Genomic DNA, 19,845 nt, shown 5'->3' with positions numbered 1-19,845 from the left:
CTTTTTTATAGTCAGATGAGGTCAGAGCCCAACCCGAACACCGGGCTCTGACCCCATGGTTAAAACAATTCCACGTCGCCGCTTTCGAGATGCCGCTGCTCCACCGACTTGCGCAGCATACTCCGCAGCTCCAGCGACTGGATCGCCAGCGCCATGCTGACCTTGCCCAGGCGCTCGACGATCTCGTCGCCGTCGCTCTCCGGCAGGATCTCGTCGCCATGCTCGGACAGCGTCGTCAGGAACTCGCGCAGGCCGGTCACGCGACGCAGCGTGCGGTCCAGCAGCTGGCTCGTCATGTCCTGGAACTGCATGCTCGTCACGGCCGCGTTCACGTGCCCGGCGATCTCGCCCGACATGCCCGTCAGGCACGCACTGTCCTCGGCCGTCGGCGCCTGGCCCGCCAGCAGGCGGTTGATCGCCTCCTGGCGCGAGTCGACCACGTGGTGGATCGCCATGAAACTGCTCGTCAGCTTCTCGACGGCTTCCTCCAGCAACAGCGTCGTCTGCACGAGGTCGGTCTCGACTTCGGACAGGTGGCGCCGGCCATGGTCGGACACGCCCGACAGGAGGCGCTTGACGTGTGACCCGAGAATCTTTTTTCTTGTCGTCATAAAATCCTCCAGAACTCCCGCCCGTTATTTCTTTCCGGCCGGCGCTTGCGCCGGCTGTGCCAGACCGCCACCCTTTTCGACGGGTGCCGCCACCCCGGCACCCTTTTCGACGGGTGCCGCCACCCCGGCACCCTTTTCGACGGGTGCCGCCACCCCGGCACCCTTTTCGACGGGTGCCGCCACCCCGGCACCCTTTTCGACGGGTGCCGCCACCCCGGCACCCTTTTCGACGGGTGCCGCCACCCCGGCACCCGTCGCTTCTGCAACAGCCTTGACTGCCGCATCCGCGCTCTCGCCCGGCACGTCCAGCGGCGTGCCGTCGTGCAGCACGGCGTTCTCGGTACGCTTGTTCATCACGAGAATGCTGATGCGGCGGTTGATCGGGTTGAACGGATCCGCGCGGTCGAGGTGGACGGCCGAGCCGAGACCCACCACGCGCAGGATCTTGGCGTCGGACAGGCCGCCATGCACCAGTTCGCGTCGCGAAGCGTTGGCGCGGTCGGCCGACAATTCCCAGTTCGTATACCCTTCGGCCGTCGAATACGGCGTGGAATCCGTGTGCCCGGACAGGCCGATGCGATTCGGCACGTCGTTCAGCACGAGGCCCAGCACATCGAGGATATCGCGGGTGTACGGTTGCAACTGCGCACTCGCCGACGCGAACATGGGGCGGTTCTTTTCGTCCACGATCTGGATGCGCAGGCCTTCGCTCGTCACGTCGAGCAGCAGCTGGTTCTTGTACTTGCGCAGCAGCGGATTGGCGTCGATCGTCTGCTGGATGCGTTGCTTGAGCTCTTCCAGGCGCGCCGCCTCCTGCTTCTCGAGGGCTTCGCGCGCGGACTTCAGGTCCATCGATTTCTTGTTGGGCTCGATGTCGCCGTTCTTGACCTGGCCGTTGCGGCGCGTCAGGTCCTTGCCGCCGCCCTGCAGGATCGAATTGCTGTTACCGGAGCCGGAGCCGCCCTGCATGGCGACCTTCAACGGCGTCTTGAAGTAATTGGCGATGCCTTCCATGTCGCCCTTGGTCGTCGAGCCGAGCAGCCACATGAGCAGGAAGAACGCCATCATCGCCGTCACGAAGTCGGCGTACGCGATCTTCCAGGCGCCGCCATGGTGACCATGGCCGCCCTTCTTGACGCGCTTGACGATGATCGGCTTCTGGCCTTCGTCAGCCATGCAGCACTCCCGCGCCGATGTGGTCAGCTCGCACCATTACTTGCCCTTGGCCTTCTTGATGTGGTCCTCGAGTTCCGCGAACGTCGGGCGCTCGGTCGAGTACAGCACCTTGCGGCCGAATTCGACGGCCAGTGCTGGCGCGTAACCGTTCAGGCTCGCCAGCAGCGTCACCTTCACGGTCTGGAACATCTTGCTCGATTCTTCCAGCTTCTGCTCGAGCAGGCCGGACAGCGGTCCCACGAAGCCATAGGCCAGCAGGATGCCGAGGAACGTACCGACCAGCGCGTGCGCGATCAGCATGCCCAGCTCGGCCGGCGGCAGGCCCACGGATTCCATCGTGTGCACCACGCCCATCACGGCCGCCACGATACCGAACGCCGGCAGGCCGTCGCCCAGCTTCGCGATACATTGCGCCGGGACCGCACCTTCATGATGGTGGGTCTCGATCTCGTTGTCCATCAGGTTCTCGATCTGGAACGCGTCCATGTTGCCCGAAACCATCAGTCGCAGGTAATCGGTGATGAATTCGATAATGTGGTGGTCCGCCAGCACCAGCGGGTACTTCGAGAACACGGGGCTCTGCTCGGGGCTCTCGATGTCGCCTTCGATCGACATCAGGCCTTCCTTGCGTACCTTCGACAGCACGTCGAACAGCAGGGACATCAGCTCCATGTACATCTCGCGCGTGTACTTCGAGCCCTTGAACAGCGTGGGCAGCGCGCCCAGCGTCGCCTTCACGGCCTTGGGCGTGTTACCGACGAAGAACGCACCGGTAGCCGCGCCGCCGATCATCAGCAGTTCGAGCGGCTGGAACAAAGCTGCCAGGTGACCGCCGGCCATGGCAAAGCCGCCGAAGACGCATGCGCAGACGATTACGTAACCAACAATGACAAACACGGGACTCCCGATGCGTGATTCCGGGGGTCGCCCGGATTGGATCCAAGTTGACGAATCCAAAGAGAAATATTTACGTAGGGAACTAGATTAGCTTGAGAATGGCCCACGGGCAAGTAAAAGTGCCCGGACCACCGTCAAAATTGCCAAAGAAAGAGAATTTTCTTACTGTTAGTCGTCACAATGCGACGGTCGGGCATTCTTCCGGGAATATCGAATTCGTAACTTAACAGGATGCTACCGGGCCGCATTTCGCTCTCCGCCTTGCGCCACAGCCCGGCCATCGCGGCCGGCGACAGATAGGCGAACACGACGTCGTAGTGACCGAAATTCACCGTTTCGTAGTCGGCGCGCAGGAAGCGCGCGCGGCTGCCCGACAGTTTGCCGCGCAGGCGGCTGACGAACCACGGCAGCGGCGCCAGTTCGATACCGTCCACCTGCGAATCCGGCCGGCGCCGCGCCAGGTCGAGCACGAGACCACCGAGGCCGCTGCCCACGTCCGCGATCGCGAGCGGACGGTCCGCGGGCAACACACCGGCGACGGCATCCCGGGCGGCACGCCCGGACGGGTAGTACGGCACCTGCGTCCGGAACGTCGACCAATATATTAGAAGGAACAGCACGAACAATACGAGGAACACGCCCGGCGGCAGCTCGAAGCCGCGCGCCAGCAGCACGCCGGTCGGGAACACGAGTTCGATGGCCCGCCACCAGATGGCGAGCCGCAGGCCCCAGGCCAGCAATGCGGCCAGGGCGCCCTGGACGAGGGCGACGCCCTCCCACGACATGTGGACGCCCGCACGGGCGAGCAGCCAGACGGCGATCAGGGTGAGAGGGAAAGCGCCGGCCTGGGCCAGCAGTGCGCGGACGGACGGCGCCGCGAACGCGCGGCGCGAGGCAGGCGGGGTCATCGACCTGGAGGGAAAACCGCTCAGGCGGCGGCGAGTGCGGCGGCGTCCTTGGCCTTGCGGGTCTTGCCGGCGCGCGAAGGCATGTGGCACAGGCCGCACTGGTAATCGTTGTTCAGGTCGAGGGCGTTGACGACGTACTTGCCCTGGCATTTGGAGCACGGTGCCAGCTGGAGCATATTGCCCTGGAAGAAGCGCACGAGGGTCCAGGCGCGGGTCAGCGACAGCAGCGGCTCTTCGCCCGCGGCCGGCGGCATTTGTTCCAGGTACAGCTTGTAGGCTTTCATCACGGCCTCGATACCCGTTGCACCGGCGTACTCGACCAGGAATTTATAGATGTTGATGTACAGCGAAGCGTGGATGTTCGGTTGCCACGTCAGGAACCAGTCGGTCGAGAACGGCAGCATGCCCTTCGGCGGCGACACGCCCTTCAGTTCCTTGTACAGCTTGATCAAGCGCTCGCGCGACAGGGAGACTTCGCTTTCCAGCAGTTGGAGGCGTGCACCGAGCTGGATCAGTTCGATGGCCAGCTGGATTTCCTGGGCTTCCGAGACGACGCTTTTCTTGGTCATGCTGTTCTCCGTGACTTCGCTTCTGATGTAGTGCTGCTGGCTGAAAACCGGGGTCAGAGCCCTGAAATGGGCAATTGAACCCGGGTCAGAGCCCCAAAAGAAAAACCGGGCTCTGACCCTATGCGATTTCTTCAGCGGGCTGGCCGGCCATCAGGATGGCGGCGTGCGACTGGGCCAGGGCGCGGTCCTTGCTGTGGCTCGTCAGCATGCCGAGGATCGCGGCGTCGTCGAAGCGGAAGCGGGCCAGCATCATGTTGCCGCCGGCGAGTTTCAGGATCTGCGCGTTGCTCATGCCTTCGATCAGGTCGGCGATGTCGGCCGAGATGCCGAGACGGAAGATTGCGGTGACCTTGTCTGCGCGGATCATCTGCTGTGCCAGCATCAGGTAGCTCAGGTTCGCATCACGAATTTCAGCCATCATGTCGTTCGCAGTCATTTCCATCTCTCCGTTTGATCTATCTGTGAGGCGTTGTGTGTTGCCGGTGAGATAGATTCTGACTGTGAGGAAACTTTTGGAGAATAGGAGACTGTCTGTATTTTTCGTCCGACAAAGACGAGATCGATCCGTAGGAGTTTGTCTGACAAACCCTGCCGAATCGCGGTGGCTCCCCTATGAAAAGGGGCCGGAAGAATGATGTGCAACCGGGGCCATTTCCTGCCCTGCGACGTCGCCAACAACGTATTGCTGTGTTGGTTTACGTCAACGGTTTCGGGAACTTTAGGGTTCCTCAAAAAAAATTTTTTGTCCCTTGAGCAACCCTACTGACTCGTTATCGGACCGTTTTTGCCGAACTTTAGGGTTTCGACAAACTTTTTTTTGATCCAATCCTCGTCATCTGAGAGGGATATCGGCAGCCTTTAGAGAAACTTTAGGGTTTTCGCCAAAATTTTTTCGAGACCCTTTCCCGGGTATCTGGGTGGGTTATCGGACGGGTTCCGGAGAACTTTAGGGTCCGGACCAAAAAATCCTGAAAATTTTTTCCTGCGCCCGATTGATGCAAAAGTGGCTACACTTCCCGCATGAACCCACCTCTCCATGACATCGCCGCCGTCACCACGCGCGCGGCCTGCCTCGCGCTGGACGCCGCCGACCCGGTGGCACCGCTGCGCGACCGATTCGACCTGCCCGAGGGCGTCATCTACCTGGACGGCAATTCGCTGGGCGCCCGCCCGCGCGCCGCGCTCGACCGCGCGCGCGACGTCGTCGGCCAGGAATGGGGCCAGGGACTGATCCGCAGCTGGAACACGGCCGGCTGGTTCACCCTGCCCGGCCGGCTGGGCGACCGCCTCGCCCCGCTGATCGGCGCCGACGCCGGCGAAGTGGTCGTCACCGACACGACGTCGCTGAACCTGTTCAAGGCGCTGGCCGCCGCGCTGGCGATCCAGGCCGACCGTCATCCTTCCCGCAAGGTTCTCGTCACGGAGCGCAGCAACTTTCCCACCGATATCTATATGGCGGACGGTCTCGCGCGCTGGCTCGACCGCGGTTACCGCATCCACCTCGTCGATTCGCCCGAAGAACTGGAAGCGGCCGTCGACGCCGATTGCGCCGTGTTGATGCTCACGCACGTGAACTACCGCACGGGGCGCATGCACGACATGGCCGCGCTGACCCACCACGCGCACGCCCGCGGCGCCCTCGTGCTGTGGGACCTCGCCCATTCGGCCGGCGCCGTGCCGGTGGACCTGAACGGGGCCGATGCCGACTTCGCGGTGGGCTGCACCTATAAATACCTGAACGGCGGTCCGGGTTCCCCGGCCTTCATCTGGGTGCCCAGGCGCCACCAGGCCGCGTTCCGCCATCCGCTCACGGGCTGGTGGAGCCACGCGGCGCCGTTCGCGATGTCGCACGGGTTCGAGGCCGCCGAGGGCATCGGGCGCGCGCTGTGCGGCACGCAGCCGGTCGTGTCGCTGGCGCTCGTCGAATGCGGCCTCGAGATCTTCGCGGCGACCGACATGGCCGCGCTGCGCGCGAAATCGCTGGCGCTGACCGACCTGTTCATCGCGCTGGTGGAAAGCCGCTGCGCCGCGCACCCGCTGGGCCTCGTGACGCCGCGCGAGCACGCCGCGCGCGGGAGCCAGGTGAGCTTCACGCATCCGCACGGCTACGCGGTGATGCGGGCGCTGATCGCACGCGGCGTCATCGGCGACTACCGCGAGCCGGAAATCATGCGCTTCGGCTTCACGCCGCTGTACACCAGCTTCGCCGACGTCTGGGATGCCGTCGAGACCCTGCGCGACATCCTCGACCGCGAGGACTACGACACCCGCGCCGAACGCAGCGTCGTGACCTGAGGAGCGATCGTGGACAAGGACAAGAAAGACGCGCAGTGGCACGGTGCGCGGATGGATTTCAGCCGCAGCATGAGCTACGGCGACTACCTGGGCCTGGACCAGATCCTGTCGGCCCAGCACCCGCTGTCGCCGAACCACAACGAGATGCTGTTCATCGTCCAGCACCAGACGAGCGAGCTGTGGATCAAGCTGATGCTGCACGAGCTGCAGGCCGTGCGCGCCCACATCCGGGCCGACGACCTGCCGCCCGCCTTTAAAATGCTGGCGCGGGTGGCGCGCATCATGGACCAGCTGGTGCACGCGTGGGACGTGCTGGCCACGATGACGCCGCCGGAGTACAGCGCGATCCGCCCCTACCTGGCGTCGTCGTCGGGCTTCCAGTCGTTCCAGTACCGCGAGCTGGAATTCATCCTCGGGAACAAGAACGCCGCCATGCTGGCCGTGCACAAGACGTCGCCCGAGCACCACGCGCTGCTCGAACGCGAACTGCACGCGCCGTCGATCTACGACGAAGCCGTGCGCCTGCTGGCCCGCACCGGCCTCGCAGTCGCACCAAGCCGGCTGGACGCCGATCCGACGCAGCCGACCGTCCACGACGACAGCGTGATGGCCGCGTGGCTCGAGGTCTACCGCGACCCGGAGCATCACTGGGCCCTGTACGAACTGGCAGAAAAGCTGGTCGACCTGGAGACGGCCGTCCGCTTCTGGCGCTTCCGCCACGTGTCGACGGTGGAACGCATCATCGGCTTCAAGACGGGCACGGGCGGCACGGCGGGCGTGAGCTATCTGCGCAAGATGCTGGACGTCGTGCTGTTCCCCGAGCTGTTCGCGCTGCGCACGGCGCTGTAGCGGCGCGCCATCGTACAATGGCCGGCAAGACCACACTGGAGCGAACATGAAGTGCGACATCCTGACCCTGGCCGGCCTATGGAACTCGGGCCCGCAACACTGGCAGACGCATTGGGAACGTAAATATCCCGCCTGGACACGGGTGCCGCATCGCGACTGGAACAACCCGGACCGGGACGAATGGGTGGCCGAACTGGATGCCGCCATCGCCGAATGCGAGGGCCGGCCGATCCTCGTCGCACACAGCCTCGCGTGCATGCTGGTGGCGCAGTGGGCGCAGTCCGGATCGAAGCTCAAGATCGCCGGCGCCTTCCTCGTCGCGCCGAGCGACGTCGAAGCGGCGTCCTACCCGATCGATGCCAACGGGTTCAAGCCGATCCCGCTGGCGAAGCTGCCGTTCCCGTCGATCGTCGTCGCCAGCAGCAACGACGAATACGTGGCCCCGGACCGCGCGCGCAGGTTCGCCAGCGCGTGGGGCAGCAAGCTGGTCGAGATCGGGCCGGCGGGCCACATCAACGGCGGCAGCGGCTACGGTCCATGGCCGGAGGGCGAAGCGATGCTCGACGAATTCTGCCGCGACCTGAACCCGTAACGCCGGACGGCACGATGACCCCGGCGCGGGCCGGCGCGCTCGACGCGCGCTTCTCCCTCTACCTCGACCTCGCGCGCGCCTGCGCCGCGCTGGCCGTCGTGGTGGCGCACTTCGGCTATTTCCGCATCTTCGACGACGCCCAGATCGCCCGCATTCCCGACTTCGGGCGCGAGGCGGTCATCGCGTTCTTCGTGCTGTCCGGCTTCGTGATCGCGTACAGCGCCGAACACAAGAACCTGACGGCGCACAGCTACGTCGTGGCCCGGGCGGCGCGCCTGTATTCCGTCGTGCTGCCCGTGCTGGCCCTGGCCTTCATCCTGGCGACGGTCGTGCAGGACGTGCTGCACGTGCCCATCGGGGACTCGTACGAACTGCGCCGCCCCTGGCTGTACGTGCCGTTCCATCTCGCCTTCCTGGGCGACGTATGGAGCCTCGTCGAGCGGCCGCCGTGGCTGATCCCGTACTGGTCGCTCGATTACGAAGCCTGGTATTACGTGCTGTTCGGCGTCTTCCATTTCACGCAGGGGCGGCGCCGCTGGCTCGCCGCCGGTGCCGTGCTGGCGGTGGTCGGCCCGCGCCTGTGGCTGTTGCTGCCCGTGTGGCTGTCCGGCGTCGCGCTGTACCGCCTGCAGGGCCGCCTCGCGTTCGGTGCCACCCTCGCCCGCGCCGGCTGGGCGCTCTCCGTCGTCCTGATCGGCCTGTGGGGCTGGTTCGATCCGGAGCCGTATCTGCGCGACGTCGCCAACGGCCTGTGGCCCTTCGCCGGCATCCGCATGGGCAGCGCCGACCGCGTACTGGCCGACTACGCCGTCATGCTGCTCGTGCTGCTGAATTTCGCCTGTGCGCGCCAGGCGCGGTTCGACGCCCTGCTGCGGCTGGCGCGCCCGATCCGCTTCGTGGCCGGGCATACGTTCACGCTGTACCTGTCGCACGGGATCGTGATTGGGCTGTGGCAATCGCTGCTGCCGATCGAGCGCGGGGCGGCGCACGAGATGCTCGCGATCGGCACCGCGATCGCCGTCGTGGCGCTGGCGCTGAATCCGCTCACGGAAGCGCTGCAGCGGGGGCTGCGGCGCGTGTTCGACGCCGCACTCGCGCTGGGTGCGCGCGGAATGGGCCTGCGGACCTGAATCCAGGTCGAAAAAAAAAGCCGGGCAGTGCCCGGCTTCCATGATTGCGTTGCTTATTTCGCCGCAGTCGCCAGCAGCATCTCGTTCAACCGCTTCACGAACGCCGCCGGATCCGTCAGGCTGCCGCCTTCGGCCAGCATCGCCTGGTCGAACAGGATGTGCGCCCAGTCGCCGAAACGCGGGCTCGCGGCGTCCTCGTACTTCAGGCGCGTGACGAGCGGGTGGTTCGGGTTGATCTCGAGGATCGGCTTGCTCTCCGGCGCGTTCTGGCCGGCCGCCTTCAGCATGCGCACGAGGTTCGCGGACAGTTCGTGTTCGTCCGCCACGAGGCAGGCCGGCGAATCCGTCAGGCGGAACGTGACGCGCACGTCCTTGGCCTTGTCGGCCAGCGCACTCTTCATCTTCTCGACGAGATCCTTGTACTGCGTCTCGGTCTCTTCGTGCTCCTTCTTCTCGGCCTCGTCCTCGAGCTTGCCCAGGTCCAGGCCGCCCTTCGCGACGGACACCAGTTCCTTGCCGTCGAAGTCGTTCAGGAACGACAGCATCCACTCGTCCACGCGGTCGGTCAGCAGCAGCACCTCGACGCCCTTCTTGCGGAAGATCTCCAGGTGCGGGCTGTTCTTCGCGGCGTTGTAATTGTCAGCCGTGACGTAATAGATCTTGTCCTGGCCTTCCTTCATGCGGCCAATGTAGCCGGCGAACGACACGGTCTGGTCCGCGGAATCCGTGTGCGTGGACGCGAAGCGCAGCAGCTTGGCGATACGGTCCTTGTTGGTGGCATCCTCGCCGATGCCTTCCTTCAGCACCTGGCCGAATTCCTTCCAGAACGTCGCGTACTTGTCCTTGCCTTCCTGCTCGTCGCTGTTGGCCATCTCTTCCAGCATGCCCAGCACGCGCTTGGTCGAGCCTTCGCGGATCACGCGCACGTCGCGCGATTCCTGCAGGATCTCGCGCGAGACGTTCAGCGGCAGGTCGTTCGAATCGATCACGCCCTTCACGAAGCGCAGGTAGACCGGCATCAGCTGCTCGGCGTCGTCCATGATGAAGACGCGCTTCACGTACAGCTTGATGCCGCCGCGCTTGTTGCGGTCCCACAGGTCGAACGGGGCGTGGCCCGGCACGTACAACAGCTGCGTGTATTCGCTGCGGCCTTCGACGCGGTTGTGCGTGTACGCGAGCGGCGGCTGGAAGTCGTGCGAGACGTGTTTATAAAACTCTTCGTACTGCTCCTTCGTGATGTCCGACTTCGAGCGGGCCCACAGCGCGGACGCCTGGTTGACGGTCTCGAATTCGTCCTTGACGACGGTTTCCTTCTTCTCCTCGTCCCACTCTTCCTTCGGCATCATGATCGGGAGCGAGATGTGGTCGGAGTACTTGCGGATGATGGACTTCAGCTTCCACGACGACAGCAGCTCCTCCTCGCCGTCGCGCAGGTGCAGGATGATGTCGGTGCCGCGGCCGGTCTTCTCGACCTGCTCGACGGTGTAGTCGCCCTCGCCCGTCGATTCCCAACGGACGCCGTCCGCCGCGTCGGCGCCCGCACGGCGGGTCTCGACGGTGACGCGGTCGGCCACGATGAAGGCCGAGTAGAACCCCACGCCGAACTGGCCGATCAGCGCGGCGTCGGCCTGCTGGTCGCCCGACAGCTTGCTGAAGAATTCCTTGGTGCCCGACTTGGCGATCGTGCCCAGGTGCGAAATCACCTCGTCGCGGCTCATGCCGATGCCGTTGTCGGAAATGGTGACGGTCTTCGCATCCTTGTCGAACAGGACCTTGATCTTCAGTTCATGGTCGTTGCCGTACAGGCTGTCGTTGTTGATGGCCTCGAAGCGCAGCTTGTCGGCCGCGTCGGACGCATTGGAAATCAGTTCTCGGAGGAAAATTTCCTTGTTCGAGTACAAGGAGTGGATCATCAGTTGCAGCAGCTGTTTGACTTCTGCTTGGAACCCAAGGGTTTCTTTTTCGGCGACAGCCATCTTTTATATCCTCGTTGCTAACAGGGTTGGACAGACCGGTCCGATATTGGGATACCAACAGGGATTTCAAGAGCTATTTTTTCCGAATCGCATTTCTTATACATACACTAAGATTCTCGACTTTTTGACCGAGTCGGCATAACGTTGCGGTCGGCCGAAATTTTTTTGTGCGGGCATGTCGAAACCGTGGAATCCCGATCGTCGTACGGATGGCAGCACCCACAACCACTCACGAAGGAGATACATCATGACCCAGCAAGTGCGTCCCATCCCCGAAGGTTTCCACACGATTACCCCGCACCTCGTCTGCAGCGGCGCGGCCGAGGCGCTGGCGTTCTACGCGCAGGCCTTCGGCGCCGTCGAAATGAGCCGCATGCCTGGCCCGGACGGCAAGATCATGCACGCCCAGATGCGCATCGGCGACTCGATCTTCATGCTGGCCGACGACTTCCCCGACTACGGCTGCGTGGGCCCGCTGGCCCTGAAGAACACGCCCGTGTACATCCACCTGTACGTGGAAGACGTCGACGCCGCCTACGCCCGCGCCATCGAAGCGGGCGGCAAGCCGATCATGCAGGTCGCCGACATGTTCTGGGGCGACCGCTACGGCCAGCTCGAGGACCCGTTCGGCCACCGCTGGTCGATCGCCACCCACAAGCGCGACATGACGCCCGAGCAGATCCGGGAAGAAATGCTGCAATCGATGGGCCAGGGCTGCGCAGGAGCACAGCAATGAAATTCATGGTGATCGTGAAGGCCAGCGCGGCCTCGGAAGCCGGCATCATGCCGAGCGAAAAACTGTTCACGGACATGGGCAACTTCAACGAGGAACTCGTCAAGGCCGGCGTCATGCTGGCCGGCGAAGGCCTCCACCCCAGTTCCAAGGGCGCCCGTATTCGCTTCAATGGCGACCAGCGCACCGTGATCGACGGCCCGTTCACGGAAACGAAGGAACTCGTGGCCGGTTTCTGGCTGATCGAGGTGGGTTCGAAGGAAGAAGCCATCGAGTGGTTCAAGCGCTGCCCGAATCCGCACGAAGGTGTCGAGAGCGAGATCGAAATCCGCCAGATCTTCGGCCCCGACGACTTCGGCACGGACCTCCCGGCCGACGTCCGCGCACAGGAAGACCGCCTGCGCGAACAAATGGCGGCGCGCTAAGGAGACCACCATGCAGTTCATGCTCATCCGTACCGACAACGGCACGCGCGCCGCGGCCGCCGACCCGCAGGCCGTGCTGGACGACCTGCTGCGCCGCCTGCCGGGCGGCCAAACGGCGACCGCCGACGGTCCGCGCGCCCCAGCGCTGGCGCTGGCCTTCGCGCCGGACGCCGACGCGCGGCGCCTGAAGCTGTGGCCCGGCGGCGAAGCCGTGACGTCCGGTCCCTTCCCGCCCGGCGAGCGCCTGCCGGCCGGTTTTGCCGTGTTCGAGGCGCCGTCGCGCGGCGCTGCGCTGGCATGGCTGCAGGCCAATGGCGTGGTCTCCGCCAACGACGACGTCACGGTGGAATTGCGCGAGACGGGTTGCCCCGGCGGCTGCGCGGGCATCCCGCCCGGCGCCGCCGGCGACGACACATGCTACGCGATCCTGCTGCGGTCCGACGCCGGCACCGAGCGCGACGCCATCCCGCTGCAGGAAAAGCTGGACCGGCTGAACGCCTTCAACGCCATCCACGCGGCGGCCGGCACGCTGCTGGCCGGCGACGGCCTGAAATCCACCGCGCGCGGCGCCCGCGTGCGCGTGGCGAACGGCGGCGCCAGCATCATCGACGGCCCGTTCGCGGAAGCCAAGGAATTGATCGCCGGCTTCTGGATGATCCGCGCGTCCTCCATCGATGCCGCGCTGGACTGGGCGCGCACCCTGCCCTATCCGACCGGGCCGGAAGTCGAGGTCGAGGTCCGGCCGGTGGCACTGATCGCGCCGCTGGGCAAGCACGCGCCGGTCGATGCGGCCACGGCGCGGCTGCGCGAGGATGCCAGCGTGCGCGCCGAACAGCTCGACGCCGCCCTGCGCGCCGAGCTGGCCCCGCAACCGGCCTGGAACCGTCCGTGACATGACGCGCGGCGCCGACACGGGCAAGATCGTCGAGGCCGTCTGGCGCATGGAGTCGGCGCGCATCGTCGGCGCGCTGACCCGCATGCTGCGCGACCTCGGCCGGGCCGAGGAACTCGCCCAGGATGCGCTGCTGGAAGCGCTGGAGCGCTGGCCGGCGGACGGCGTGCCGGACCGTCCCGGCGCGTGGCTGATGCAGGTGGCCAAGCGGCGCGCCCTCGACCACCTGCGCCACCACGCCATGCACGCCAGCAAGGAAGGCGAGCTGAGCTGGGAGATGGACAACCTGCTCGCGGACGGCGGCAGTTTCCGCGACCCGGCCGAGCTGGCCGCGCTGACGCAGGAGACCGCCGGCGAGATCGACGACGACGTGCTGCGCCTGATCTTCGTCTGCTGCCACCCCGTGCTGTCGGCCGAGGCGCGCGCGGCGCTGGCATTGAAACTGCTGGGCGGCCTCGCCACCGGAGAAATCGCCCGCGCCTTCCTCGTGCCGGAAGCGACGGTTGCCCAGCGCATCGTGCGCGCCAAGCGCACGCTGGCGGAAGCGCGCGTGCCGTTCGAGGTGCCGCGCGACGACGAACTCAAGCCGCGCCTCGCGTCCGTGCTGCAGGTGATCTATCTGATTTATAACGAAGGCTATTCCGCGAGCGCGGGCAACGAATGGCTGCGGCCGACACTGTGCCGCGAGGCGCTGCGCCTCGGCCGCGTGCTGGCGGAACTGATGCCCGACGAGGGCGAAGTCCACGGCCTCGTCGCGCTGATGGAAATCCAGTCCTCGCGCGAGCGCGCACGCACGGGCCCGGACGGCGCGCCGATCCTGCTGATGGACCAGGACCGCTCGCGCTGGGACCGCCTGCTGATCGGCCGCGGCCTGGCCGCGCTCGACCGCGCGGGCCGCCTCGGCGCCCTCGGCCCGTACGCGCTGCAGGCCGCCATCGCCGCCTGCCACGCGCGCGCGCTCACGCCCGACGCGACCGACTGGGCCCGCATCGCCGCGCTGTACGATGCGCTGTCGCAACTGACGCCATCTCCCGTCGTGGAACTGAACCGCGCCGTGGCACTGGGCATGGCCTATGGTCCCGACGCGGGCCTGGCCCTCGCCGACGCGCTGCTCGACGTGCCGGCGCTGCGCAACTACCACCTGCTGCCGAGCGTGCGCGGCGACCTGCTGGCGAAACTGGGCCGGCATGCGGAAGCGAAGGCGGAGTTCGAACGGGCTGCCGGCCTCACGCAGAACGAGCGCGAGCAGGCGCTGCTGCTGGAGCGTGCACGGTCGAGTGCGCTACTGGAGAGATAGCCCCGTGAACAAAATCGACCTCAAGAAAGACCTCAAGCATTTGTACCAGCCGTCCGCGCGCGACGTCGTGCACGTGGACGTCCCCGCAATCCGCTACCTGATGATCGACGGCGCGGGCGATCCGAACACGTCGCCGCACTATGCGCGGGCCGTGGAAGCGCTGTTCTCCGTGTCCTATACGGCCAAGTTCATGGTCAAGAAGGGACCGGCGGCCATCGACTACGCGGTGATGCCGCTGGAGGGCCTGTGGTGGTCGGACGACATGGCGTCGTTCGTCGCCAACGACCGGACGAAGTGGCGGTGGACGATGATGATCCACCAGCCGGCCTTCGTCGACGAATCGCTGTTGCGCGACGCGATGGCGGAAGTGAAGCGCAAGAAGGGCCTGCACACCGTGGACGCGCTGCGGATCGAACATTTCACGGAAGGCCCGTGCGCCCAGATCCTGCATGTCGGCCCGTTCACCGAAGAGGGGCCGACGATCCAGCGGGTGCACGATTTCATCGAGGCGCGCGGCCGCCTCGCCGGCAAGCACCACGAAATCTACCTGAGCGACATCCGCCGTGCCGATCCGGCCCGGTGGAAGACGGTCATTCGCCAGCCGATGGCGTAGCGGACAGGAACGGCGCCAGTGCCTGCCCGGCCGCCGCCGGATTGACGGCGCGTGCCTGCAGCGCATGCATGGCGACGGCGACGTCGGCCTTGCGGCCGCTGTCATGCAACAGGGCCTGGTTGTCGGCCATGGCGCGCAGCAGCTGGGTCGTGAGGCGGTCCAGCTCGGGACGGATGGCCTTGCCGAGGTCGGGCGCGTCGTCGAAGCGGCCGGCGCCCTCCGCTTGCCAGCGCTCGTACAGCGCGCGCTGCACCGTCTTGGAGGCTTCGATCTGCGCCCGGAACACGGTGCGGATCCATGCTTCCGGCAGGCCCAGCACGCCGCCCTGGCGCACGGCCGCGGCGATGACTTGTTCCTCGCGCGGCAGGTCTTCGATGGCCGCCTTCGCATTCCACTTGGCCCGCGCCACATCCTGCGCCAGCAGCAGGCGCTGGTCGATGGCCTGGCGCAGCGGCTCCAGCCCCCAGGGGAACGCCAGCCAGCGGTCCAGGCGCCGCGGCACGTCGCCGTCGTCGAGGCGCTGCTGCAGCCAGCGGTCGACGTACGTCTTCAGCGCCGCATCGCGCGGCAGCAGGATGGCCTTCTCCGCCATGTCGAACGGCGCCTCCGGATGCACCGCGCACAGCTGCGGATGCAGGCGCTGCTGCAAACGGGTTTCGATGGCGTCGGTCATCATCAGGTCGGCCGCACCGCTGACGATCTGGCCGAAGATGGTCACATTGTCCGGGTACACGATCAGCCGGGCGTGCGGCGCCCGGGCGCGCGCGAAGCGCTCGTTGGTGCCGCCCGGATTGACGATCAGCCGCACCTCCGGCCGGTCGATCTGCGCCAGCGCCTGGTACCGGGCGACGTTCTCGCAGCGCGTGATCGGCGTCTTGCCGTCGTGCAGATACGGCACCGAAAACAGCGCCTGCCGTTGGCGCTCGGCCGTCACCGAGACGCCGCTCAGCGCGAGATCGAACTTGTCCGCCCCCAGGTCGGCCATCAGCGTCGGCCAGGTGGTCGGCACCAGTTCCAGCCGCACGCCGAGCGAGCGCGCCAGTTCGCCTGCCAGCTCCACGTCCATGCCGATGAAGCCGCCGCCGGCCTGCCGGTAGCTGAAAGGCTTGTAGTCGCCCGTACTGCCCACGCGCAGCACGCCGCGCGCGGCGATGTCGTCCAGCCGGCCGGCCTGCGCCGGCGTCAGTGCAGCTGTCAGCAGGACGGCCATCCCGGCTCTAAAAATCGTTGCTGCGTGCATGCTGTTCCTTTGTCTGTCCGCCGCGGACCGCGCAGCGTAGGACAAGAGAATATGCCTGTCAAGCCGGGCCGAGCACCGCCGCGAGCCCGTCGCAGACGAACGCCGTGAACATCCGGATCCGCTGCACGCGCCTCAGGTCGGGATGCGTGAGGATCCACACGTCCGTGTCCAGCGCCGGATCGGGATCGGCCAGCCGGACGAGCCCCGGCCGTGCATCCGCAAGCAGGCACAACAGCATGCCGGCGCCCAGGCCGGCCTCGACGGCAGCCGCCATGCCCAGCAGCGAATCCACGCTGGCGGCGATTTTCTCCGCCGGCACGTGCTCGCGCAGCCAGCTGGCCTGGCGCAGGTGCGCGAGGCTGTCGTCGGGCGCGATCCACGCGTGGTCTCCCCGCGGCCGCTGCGCCAGATAGGCCGCCGACGCGTACGGCGCCGTGCGCAGGGTGCCGGCCTTGCGGCCGACGAGGTTGTCCGGCGGCGTGTTCGACGGCCGGATGGCGACGTCCGCATCGCGCTTCGACAAATTCAGGAAGCTGTTGTTGACCGTGATCTGCAACTGGATGCCGGGGTAGCGCGCGCGAAAATCCGCCAGCACCGGCAGCAGCACGGCCATCAGGGTATCGGTCGTCGTGACGCGGATCGTGCCCTGCAGTGCCGCATCCTGCCCGGCCAGCTTCCGCTCGATGTCCTGCATGCCCTCGCCGATTGGCGCCAGCATGGCCTGCAACTCCTCGCCGCTCGCCGTCAGCACGTAGCCGGTCTGGAAGCGCTCGAACAAGCGGACGTCGAGCGCCGTCTCCAGCTTGTCCAGCCGGCGCAGCACCGTCGAGTGGCTCTGGCCGAGCCGGCGCGCGGCGGCCGAGACGGACCCGCTGCCCGCCACCGCCAGAAAGTATTGACAGTCGTCCCAGTCCATGGATATGCAAAAACAGACAAGCAATGTCTGAACAAATAGAATGTTCATCCATTTTTGCACAAGCTACGCTCTCCCCTGTCAATCACAGGAGGGAAGCATGTATACCGCTTATGTCGCCGCCACCCCGAACGGCAGGAAACTCATCATCGCGCTGGAAGAACCCGGCCTCGATTACCGGGGCCACCACGTCGCCTGCGACGAGCCGGGCATCGCCCCGCGCGACTATTTGCACGTGGACGCCTGGCTGCGCAGGATCGCGGAGCGTCCGGCCGTCGCGCGGGCCGCGAGCAAGATGCGGAAAGCCTGACATGAATACGATCTATATCGTTATCGCCTTCCTGGCAGGCTGCGGCCTGCCGTTGCAGGCTGCCGCCAATGCGCGCCTGGGCAAGGCCGTCGCGAGTCCGTTCGCCGCCGCGACCTTGCAACTGTTCGTCGCCACCGTCTTGCTGTTCCTGGCCGTCACCGCCGGCGGCGCCCTGCCCGCGCTGGGCCGGCTGGGGCAAGCCCACTGGTGGCAGCTGCTGGGCGGCCTCGCCAGCGCCCTGTTTGTCGTCGCGGGGATCGTGTTCATCCCGCGCATCGGCGCCGTCACCACGATCGGGCTGTTCATCGCGGGGCAGGCGTTCACCTCGCTGCTGCTGGACGGTGCCGGCCTGCTGGGCGTCGTCCAGCGCGCGCCCGGACCGTTCACGTGGCTGGGCGCCGCTTGCGTCGCCGCCGGCATCCTGTTGATCGTGCGTGGCCAGCGTCCCGCGGCAGGTGCCCCGCCCCGCCGGATTGAGCCGGCGTGGGTCGCGGCGGCCGCGCTGTGCGGCGGCGTGCTGCCCATGCAGGGTGCGCTCAACGCGGCCGTCGCGCGGACCGTCGGTGCGCCGCTGGTCGTGTCGCTCGCGAGTTTCGCCGTCGCGACGGCGGGCATGGCGATCGTGCTCGCCCTCGCGATGGCCTTGAATCGCAACGAACGTCCGCAGCTCGGCGGGCTGTGCGCCATACCGTGGTGGGCGTGGCTGGGCGGACCGGTGGGCGTGTGCTACGTCACGACCGTCTTCCTCGCGCTGCCCGTGATCGGCGCGGCCGCGACGGTCGGATTCACGATCGCCGGGCAACAGGTCGTGGCGATCCTGACCGACCGGTTCGGCCTGTTCGGGCTGCCGAAGAGCGCCGTCTCCGGCGTCCGGTTCGCCGGCGCGCTGGTGCTGCTGGCCGGCGTCGTGTCGATCAAGCTCCCCTGACCATCAGGCCAATGAGCGCTCGAGGAAGCGCCACGCGGTGTCGTCCTCCATGGCTGCCACGTTCAGACGCAGCTTCGTGGACGGCAGCTGGGTCGGCGAGAACAGGCTGCCGGGCGCCAGCAGCAAGCCCTCGTCCATCGCGCGGGCGGCCAGCACGTTCGTGTCGCGGCCGCAGTCCGCCCACGCGAACATGCCGGCCGTCGGCGCCGGCTCCAGGGTCATGCCGAGCGACTCGATGCGGCGCAGCACCGGCGGGCGGATGGCGTCCAGGCGGGTACGGATGCGGTCCAGGTGCTTGCGGTACACGCCCTCGGACAGGATTTTATAAACGACCCGCTCGCCCAGGTCGCTCGTGGAGAGCGTCGCCAGCATCTTGCGGTCGGCCAGGCGCTGCGCGATGTCGCTCGAGGCCGCGATGAAGCCCACACGCAGGTTCGGCGCCAGCGATTTCGAAAAGCCGCCCAGGTAGATCACGCGCTGCAGCTGGTCCAGCGCCGCCAGCCGCGTGGCGGGCTGCGAACCGCCCGGGTGCAGGTCGCAATAGATGTCGTCTTCCACCATCGTGATGTCGTGGCGCTCGGCGATGCGCAGGATCTGGAAGGCCTTCGCGGCCGACAGCGACGTGGAGCTCGGGTTGTGCAGCACCGAGTTGATGATGTACAGGCGCGGCTTGTGCAGCGCCGCCAGCGCCTCGAACTCGGCCAGGTCCGGGCCGTCCGCCTGGCGCCGGATGCCGACCACTTTCAGTCCCATCGCGGCGAACGAGCCGAACATCAGGAACCAGGCCGGGTCGTCGACGAACACGGTGTCGCCGGGGCGGCAGAACTCGCGCGCGACGAGGTCCAGGCCTTGCGTCACGCCCAGCGTCGTCACGAACTGTTCGGGCGCGGCCGCGATTTCCAGTTCCGCCAGCTTGCGCTGCAGCTGTTTGCGCAGCGGCGCGTACCCCTGCGGGCTGGCGTAGTTCAGCAGCGCGCTGCTGTTCTGGCGGCTGACGGCGCGCAGCGCGTTGGCGACGCCCTGCCCGTCCAGCCACGCGGTCGGCAGCACGCCCGCCGCGCTCGTCGGCTGGCCCGGCATCTGGCGGAACATGTGGCGGACCAGCCAGACGACGTCCAGCGCGCGCTTTTCCAGCGCGCCCGCAATGTCCGGGTCGTCGCGGCGCAGCGCCGTATTCAGCGGCGCCCGCTCGCGCACGAAGAAGCCGGCGCCGCGGCGCGATTCCAGGTAGCCCTGCGCGACGAGGCGGTCGTAGCTGGCCACGACCGTGAACGGCGAGACGCCATGCGCCGCGGCGAAGCGGCGGATCGAGGGCATGCGGCTACCGACGCGCAGCTGCTTGTCGTCGATCCGCGCGCTGATCATCCGGACGATCTGGTCGGCCAGCGGTTCGCCGGAATCGCGTGACAGCAAGGTCGGGATCGTTGTATCGGTCATTTCACCATTACAGTGCGAAAAGGATATCGGTAAGTGTATAGGGACTGTACTGCT

Annotated in this window: 20 protein-coding genes and 2 pseudogenes; 11 read left to right on the top strand and 11 right to left on the bottom strand. The window is 66.5% G+C overall.

What is annotated here, in order from left to right:
* Positions 1 to 59: 59 nt before the first annotated feature.
* The 6 genes and pseudogenes from ACL58G_RS14720 to flhD all read right to left on the bottom strand — a co-directional run bounded on the left by ACL58G_RS14720 (position 60) and on the right by flhD (position 4,597).
* The gene (locus ACL58G_RS14720) at positions 60 to 611 is read right to left on the bottom strand and encodes a chemotaxis protein (protein WP_413384635.1); all 552 of its coding nucleotides are present in this window, start codon (positions 609 to 611) and stop codon (positions 60 to 62) included.
* Between the two features lie 270 nt (positions 612 to 881).
* Positions 882 to 1,787, bottom strand: a pseudogene (gene motB / locus ACL58G_RS14715) (flagellar motor protein MotB); the annotation flags it as partial.
* Positions 1,788 to 1,823: 36 nt separating this feature from the next.
* On the bottom strand, positions 1,824 to 2,684 hold the full coding sequence (gene motA, locus ACL58G_RS14710; protein WP_413384630.1) for a flagellar motor stator protein MotA: 861 nt from the start codon (positions 2,682 to 2,684) through the stop codon (positions 1,824 to 1,826).
* A gap of 134 nt (positions 2,685 to 2,818) precedes the next feature.
* Positions 2,819 to 3,592, bottom strand: a complete 774-nt coding sequence (locus tag ACL58G_RS14705) for a class I SAM-dependent methyltransferase (RefSeq protein WP_413384628.1) — start codon at positions 3,590 to 3,592, stop codon at positions 2,819 to 2,821.
* A 20-nt stretch (positions 3,593 to 3,612) separates the two neighbouring features.
* The gene (flhC, locus tag ACL58G_RS14700) at positions 3,613 to 4,161 is read right to left on the bottom strand and encodes a flagellar transcriptional regulator FlhC (protein WP_259447566.1); all 549 of its coding nucleotides are present in this window, start codon (positions 4,159 to 4,161) and stop codon (positions 3,613 to 3,615) included.
* A gap of 118 nt (positions 4,162 to 4,279) precedes the next feature.
* On the bottom strand, positions 4,280 to 4,597 hold the full coding sequence (gene flhD / locus ACL58G_RS14695) for a flagellar transcriptional regulator FlhD (protein WP_036230363.1): 318 nt from the start codon (positions 4,595 to 4,597) through the stop codon (positions 4,280 to 4,282).
* A 584-nt stretch (positions 4,598 to 5,181) separates the two neighbouring features.
* Here flhD and kynU point away from each other — a divergent pair.
* From kynU to ACL58G_RS14675, 4 genes are read left to right on the top strand one after another with little or no spacing between them, the layout of a single operon-like run.
* Positions 5,182 to 6,456 (top strand): kynureninase, encoded by a 1,275-nt coding sequence (gene kynU / locus ACL58G_RS14690; RefSeq protein WP_440967540.1) that lies wholly within the window; start codon positions 5,182 to 5,184, stop codon positions 6,454 to 6,456.
* Between the two features lie 51 nt (positions 6,457 to 6,507).
* Entirely contained in the window at positions 6,508 to 7,305 is a 798-nt protein-coding gene (gene kynA, locus ACL58G_RS14685) for a tryptophan 2,3-dioxygenase (RefSeq protein ID WP_440968041.1), read from the top strand.
* Between the two features lie 46 nt (positions 7,306 to 7,351).
* Positions 7,352 to 7,897, top strand: a complete 546-nt coding sequence (locus ACL58G_RS14680; protein ID WP_413384624.1) for an RBBP9/YdeN family alpha/beta hydrolase — start codon at positions 7,352 to 7,354, stop codon at positions 7,895 to 7,897.
* Between the two features lie 14 nt (positions 7,898 to 7,911).
* The gene (locus tag ACL58G_RS14675; protein ID WP_440967538.1) at positions 7,912 to 9,027 is read left to right on the top strand and encodes an acyltransferase family protein; all 1,116 of its coding nucleotides are present in this window, start codon (positions 7,912 to 7,914) and stop codon (positions 9,025 to 9,027) included.
* Between the two features lie 53 nt (positions 9,028 to 9,080).
* Here ACL58G_RS14675 and htpG read toward each other — a convergent pair whose 3' ends face one another.
* Positions 9,081 to 11,003, bottom strand: a complete 1,923-nt coding sequence (gene htpG / locus ACL58G_RS14670; RefSeq protein WP_440967537.1) for a molecular chaperone HtpG — start codon at positions 11,001 to 11,003, stop codon at positions 9,081 to 9,083.
* A 247-nt stretch (positions 11,004 to 11,250) separates the two neighbouring features.
* Between htpG and ACL58G_RS14665 the strand changes: the two genes are divergently transcribed.
* From ACL58G_RS14665 to ACL58G_RS14645, 5 genes are read left to right on the top strand one after another with little or no spacing between them, the layout of a single operon-like run.
* Positions 11,251 to 11,739 carry a VOC family protein gene (locus ACL58G_RS14665; protein ID WP_413344760.1) on the top strand — a complete coding sequence of 163 codons (489 nt, stop codon included), beginning with the start codon at positions 11,251 to 11,253 and terminating at the stop codon, positions 11,737 to 11,739.
* Positions 11,736 to 12,161: a YciI family protein gene (locus tag ACL58G_RS14660; RefSeq protein WP_413344758.1), complete on the top strand. Its 426-nt coding sequence runs from the start codon at positions 11,736 to 11,738 to the stop codon at positions 12,159 to 12,161. The genes ACL58G_RS14665 and ACL58G_RS14660 overlap by 4 nt, the downstream gene beginning before the upstream one ends.
* A gap of 10 nt (positions 12,162 to 12,171) precedes the next feature.
* Positions 12,172 to 13,053, top strand: coding sequence for a YciI family protein (locus ACL58G_RS14655; protein ID WP_440967534.1), 882 nt, complete (start codon positions 12,172 to 12,174; stop codon positions 13,051 to 13,053).
* 1 nt (position 13,054) lies between these two features.
* Positions 13,055 to 14,350 carry an RNA polymerase sigma factor gene (locus tag ACL58G_RS14650; protein WP_440967532.1) on the top strand — a complete coding sequence of 432 codons (1,296 nt, stop codon included), beginning with the start codon at positions 13,055 to 13,057 and terminating at the stop codon, positions 14,348 to 14,350.
* 4 nt (positions 14,351 to 14,354) lie between these two features.
* Positions 14,355 to 14,963 (top strand): GyrI-like domain-containing protein, encoded by a 609-nt coding sequence (locus ACL58G_RS14645; protein WP_440967530.1) that lies wholly within the window; start codon positions 14,355 to 14,357, stop codon positions 14,961 to 14,963.
* On the opposite strand, the gene aroQ is transcribed toward ACL58G_RS14645, so the two are convergent.
* The 3 genes and pseudogenes from aroQ to ACL58G_RS14630 all read right to left on the bottom strand — a co-directional run bounded on the left by aroQ (position 14,941) and on the right by ACL58G_RS14630 (position 17,119).
* Positions 14,941 to 15,414 (bottom strand): gamma subclass chorismate mutase AroQ, encoded by a 474-nt coding sequence (aroQ, locus tag ACL58G_RS14640; RefSeq protein ID WP_440968039.1) that lies wholly within the window; start codon positions 15,412 to 15,414, stop codon positions 14,941 to 14,943. The two genes, ACL58G_RS14645 and aroQ, sit on opposite strands and share 23 nt — an antisense overlap.
* A 12-nt stretch (positions 15,415 to 15,426) precedes the next feature.
* Positions 15,427 to 16,203 (bottom strand): annotated as a pseudogene (locus tag ACL58G_RS14635) (transporter substrate-binding domain-containing protein); the annotation flags it as partial.
* Between the two features lie 58 nt (positions 16,204 to 16,261).
* Positions 16,262 to 17,119 (bottom strand): LysR family transcriptional regulator, encoded by an 858-nt coding sequence (locus ACL58G_RS14630; protein ID WP_440967528.1) that lies wholly within the window; start codon positions 17,117 to 17,119, stop codon positions 16,262 to 16,264.
* Positions 17,120 to 17,216: 97 nt separating this feature from the next.
* On the opposite strand from ACL58G_RS14630, the gene ACL58G_RS14625 reads away from it, so the two are divergent.
* Together ACL58G_RS14625 and ACL58G_RS14620 are read left to right on the top strand one after the other, a co-directional pair.
* Positions 17,217 to 17,426, top strand: a complete 210-nt coding sequence (locus tag ACL58G_RS14625) for a hypothetical protein (protein WP_440967526.1) — start codon at positions 17,217 to 17,219, stop codon at positions 17,424 to 17,426.
* A gap of 1 nt (position 17,427) precedes the next feature.
* Entirely contained in the window at positions 17,428 to 18,354 is a 927-nt protein-coding gene (locus tag ACL58G_RS14620) for a DMT family transporter (protein ID WP_440967524.1), read from the top strand.
* 3 nt (positions 18,355 to 18,357) lie between these two features.
* Here ACL58G_RS14620 and ACL58G_RS14615 read toward each other — a convergent pair whose 3' ends face one another.
* Positions 18,358 to 19,791, bottom strand: a complete 1,434-nt coding sequence (locus ACL58G_RS14615) for a PLP-dependent aminotransferase family protein (RefSeq protein WP_440967522.1) — start codon at positions 19,789 to 19,791, stop codon at positions 18,358 to 18,360.
* Positions 19,792 to 19,845 lie beyond the last annotated feature (54 nt).

It is taken from the genome of Massilia sp. GER05, from assembly GCF_052056005.1.
Classification (GTDB): domain Bacteria; phylum Pseudomonadota; class Gammaproteobacteria; order Burkholderiales; family Burkholderiaceae_D; genus Telluria; species Telluria orientalis.
This window is presented reverse-complemented; position numbering and strand designations above follow the sequence as displayed.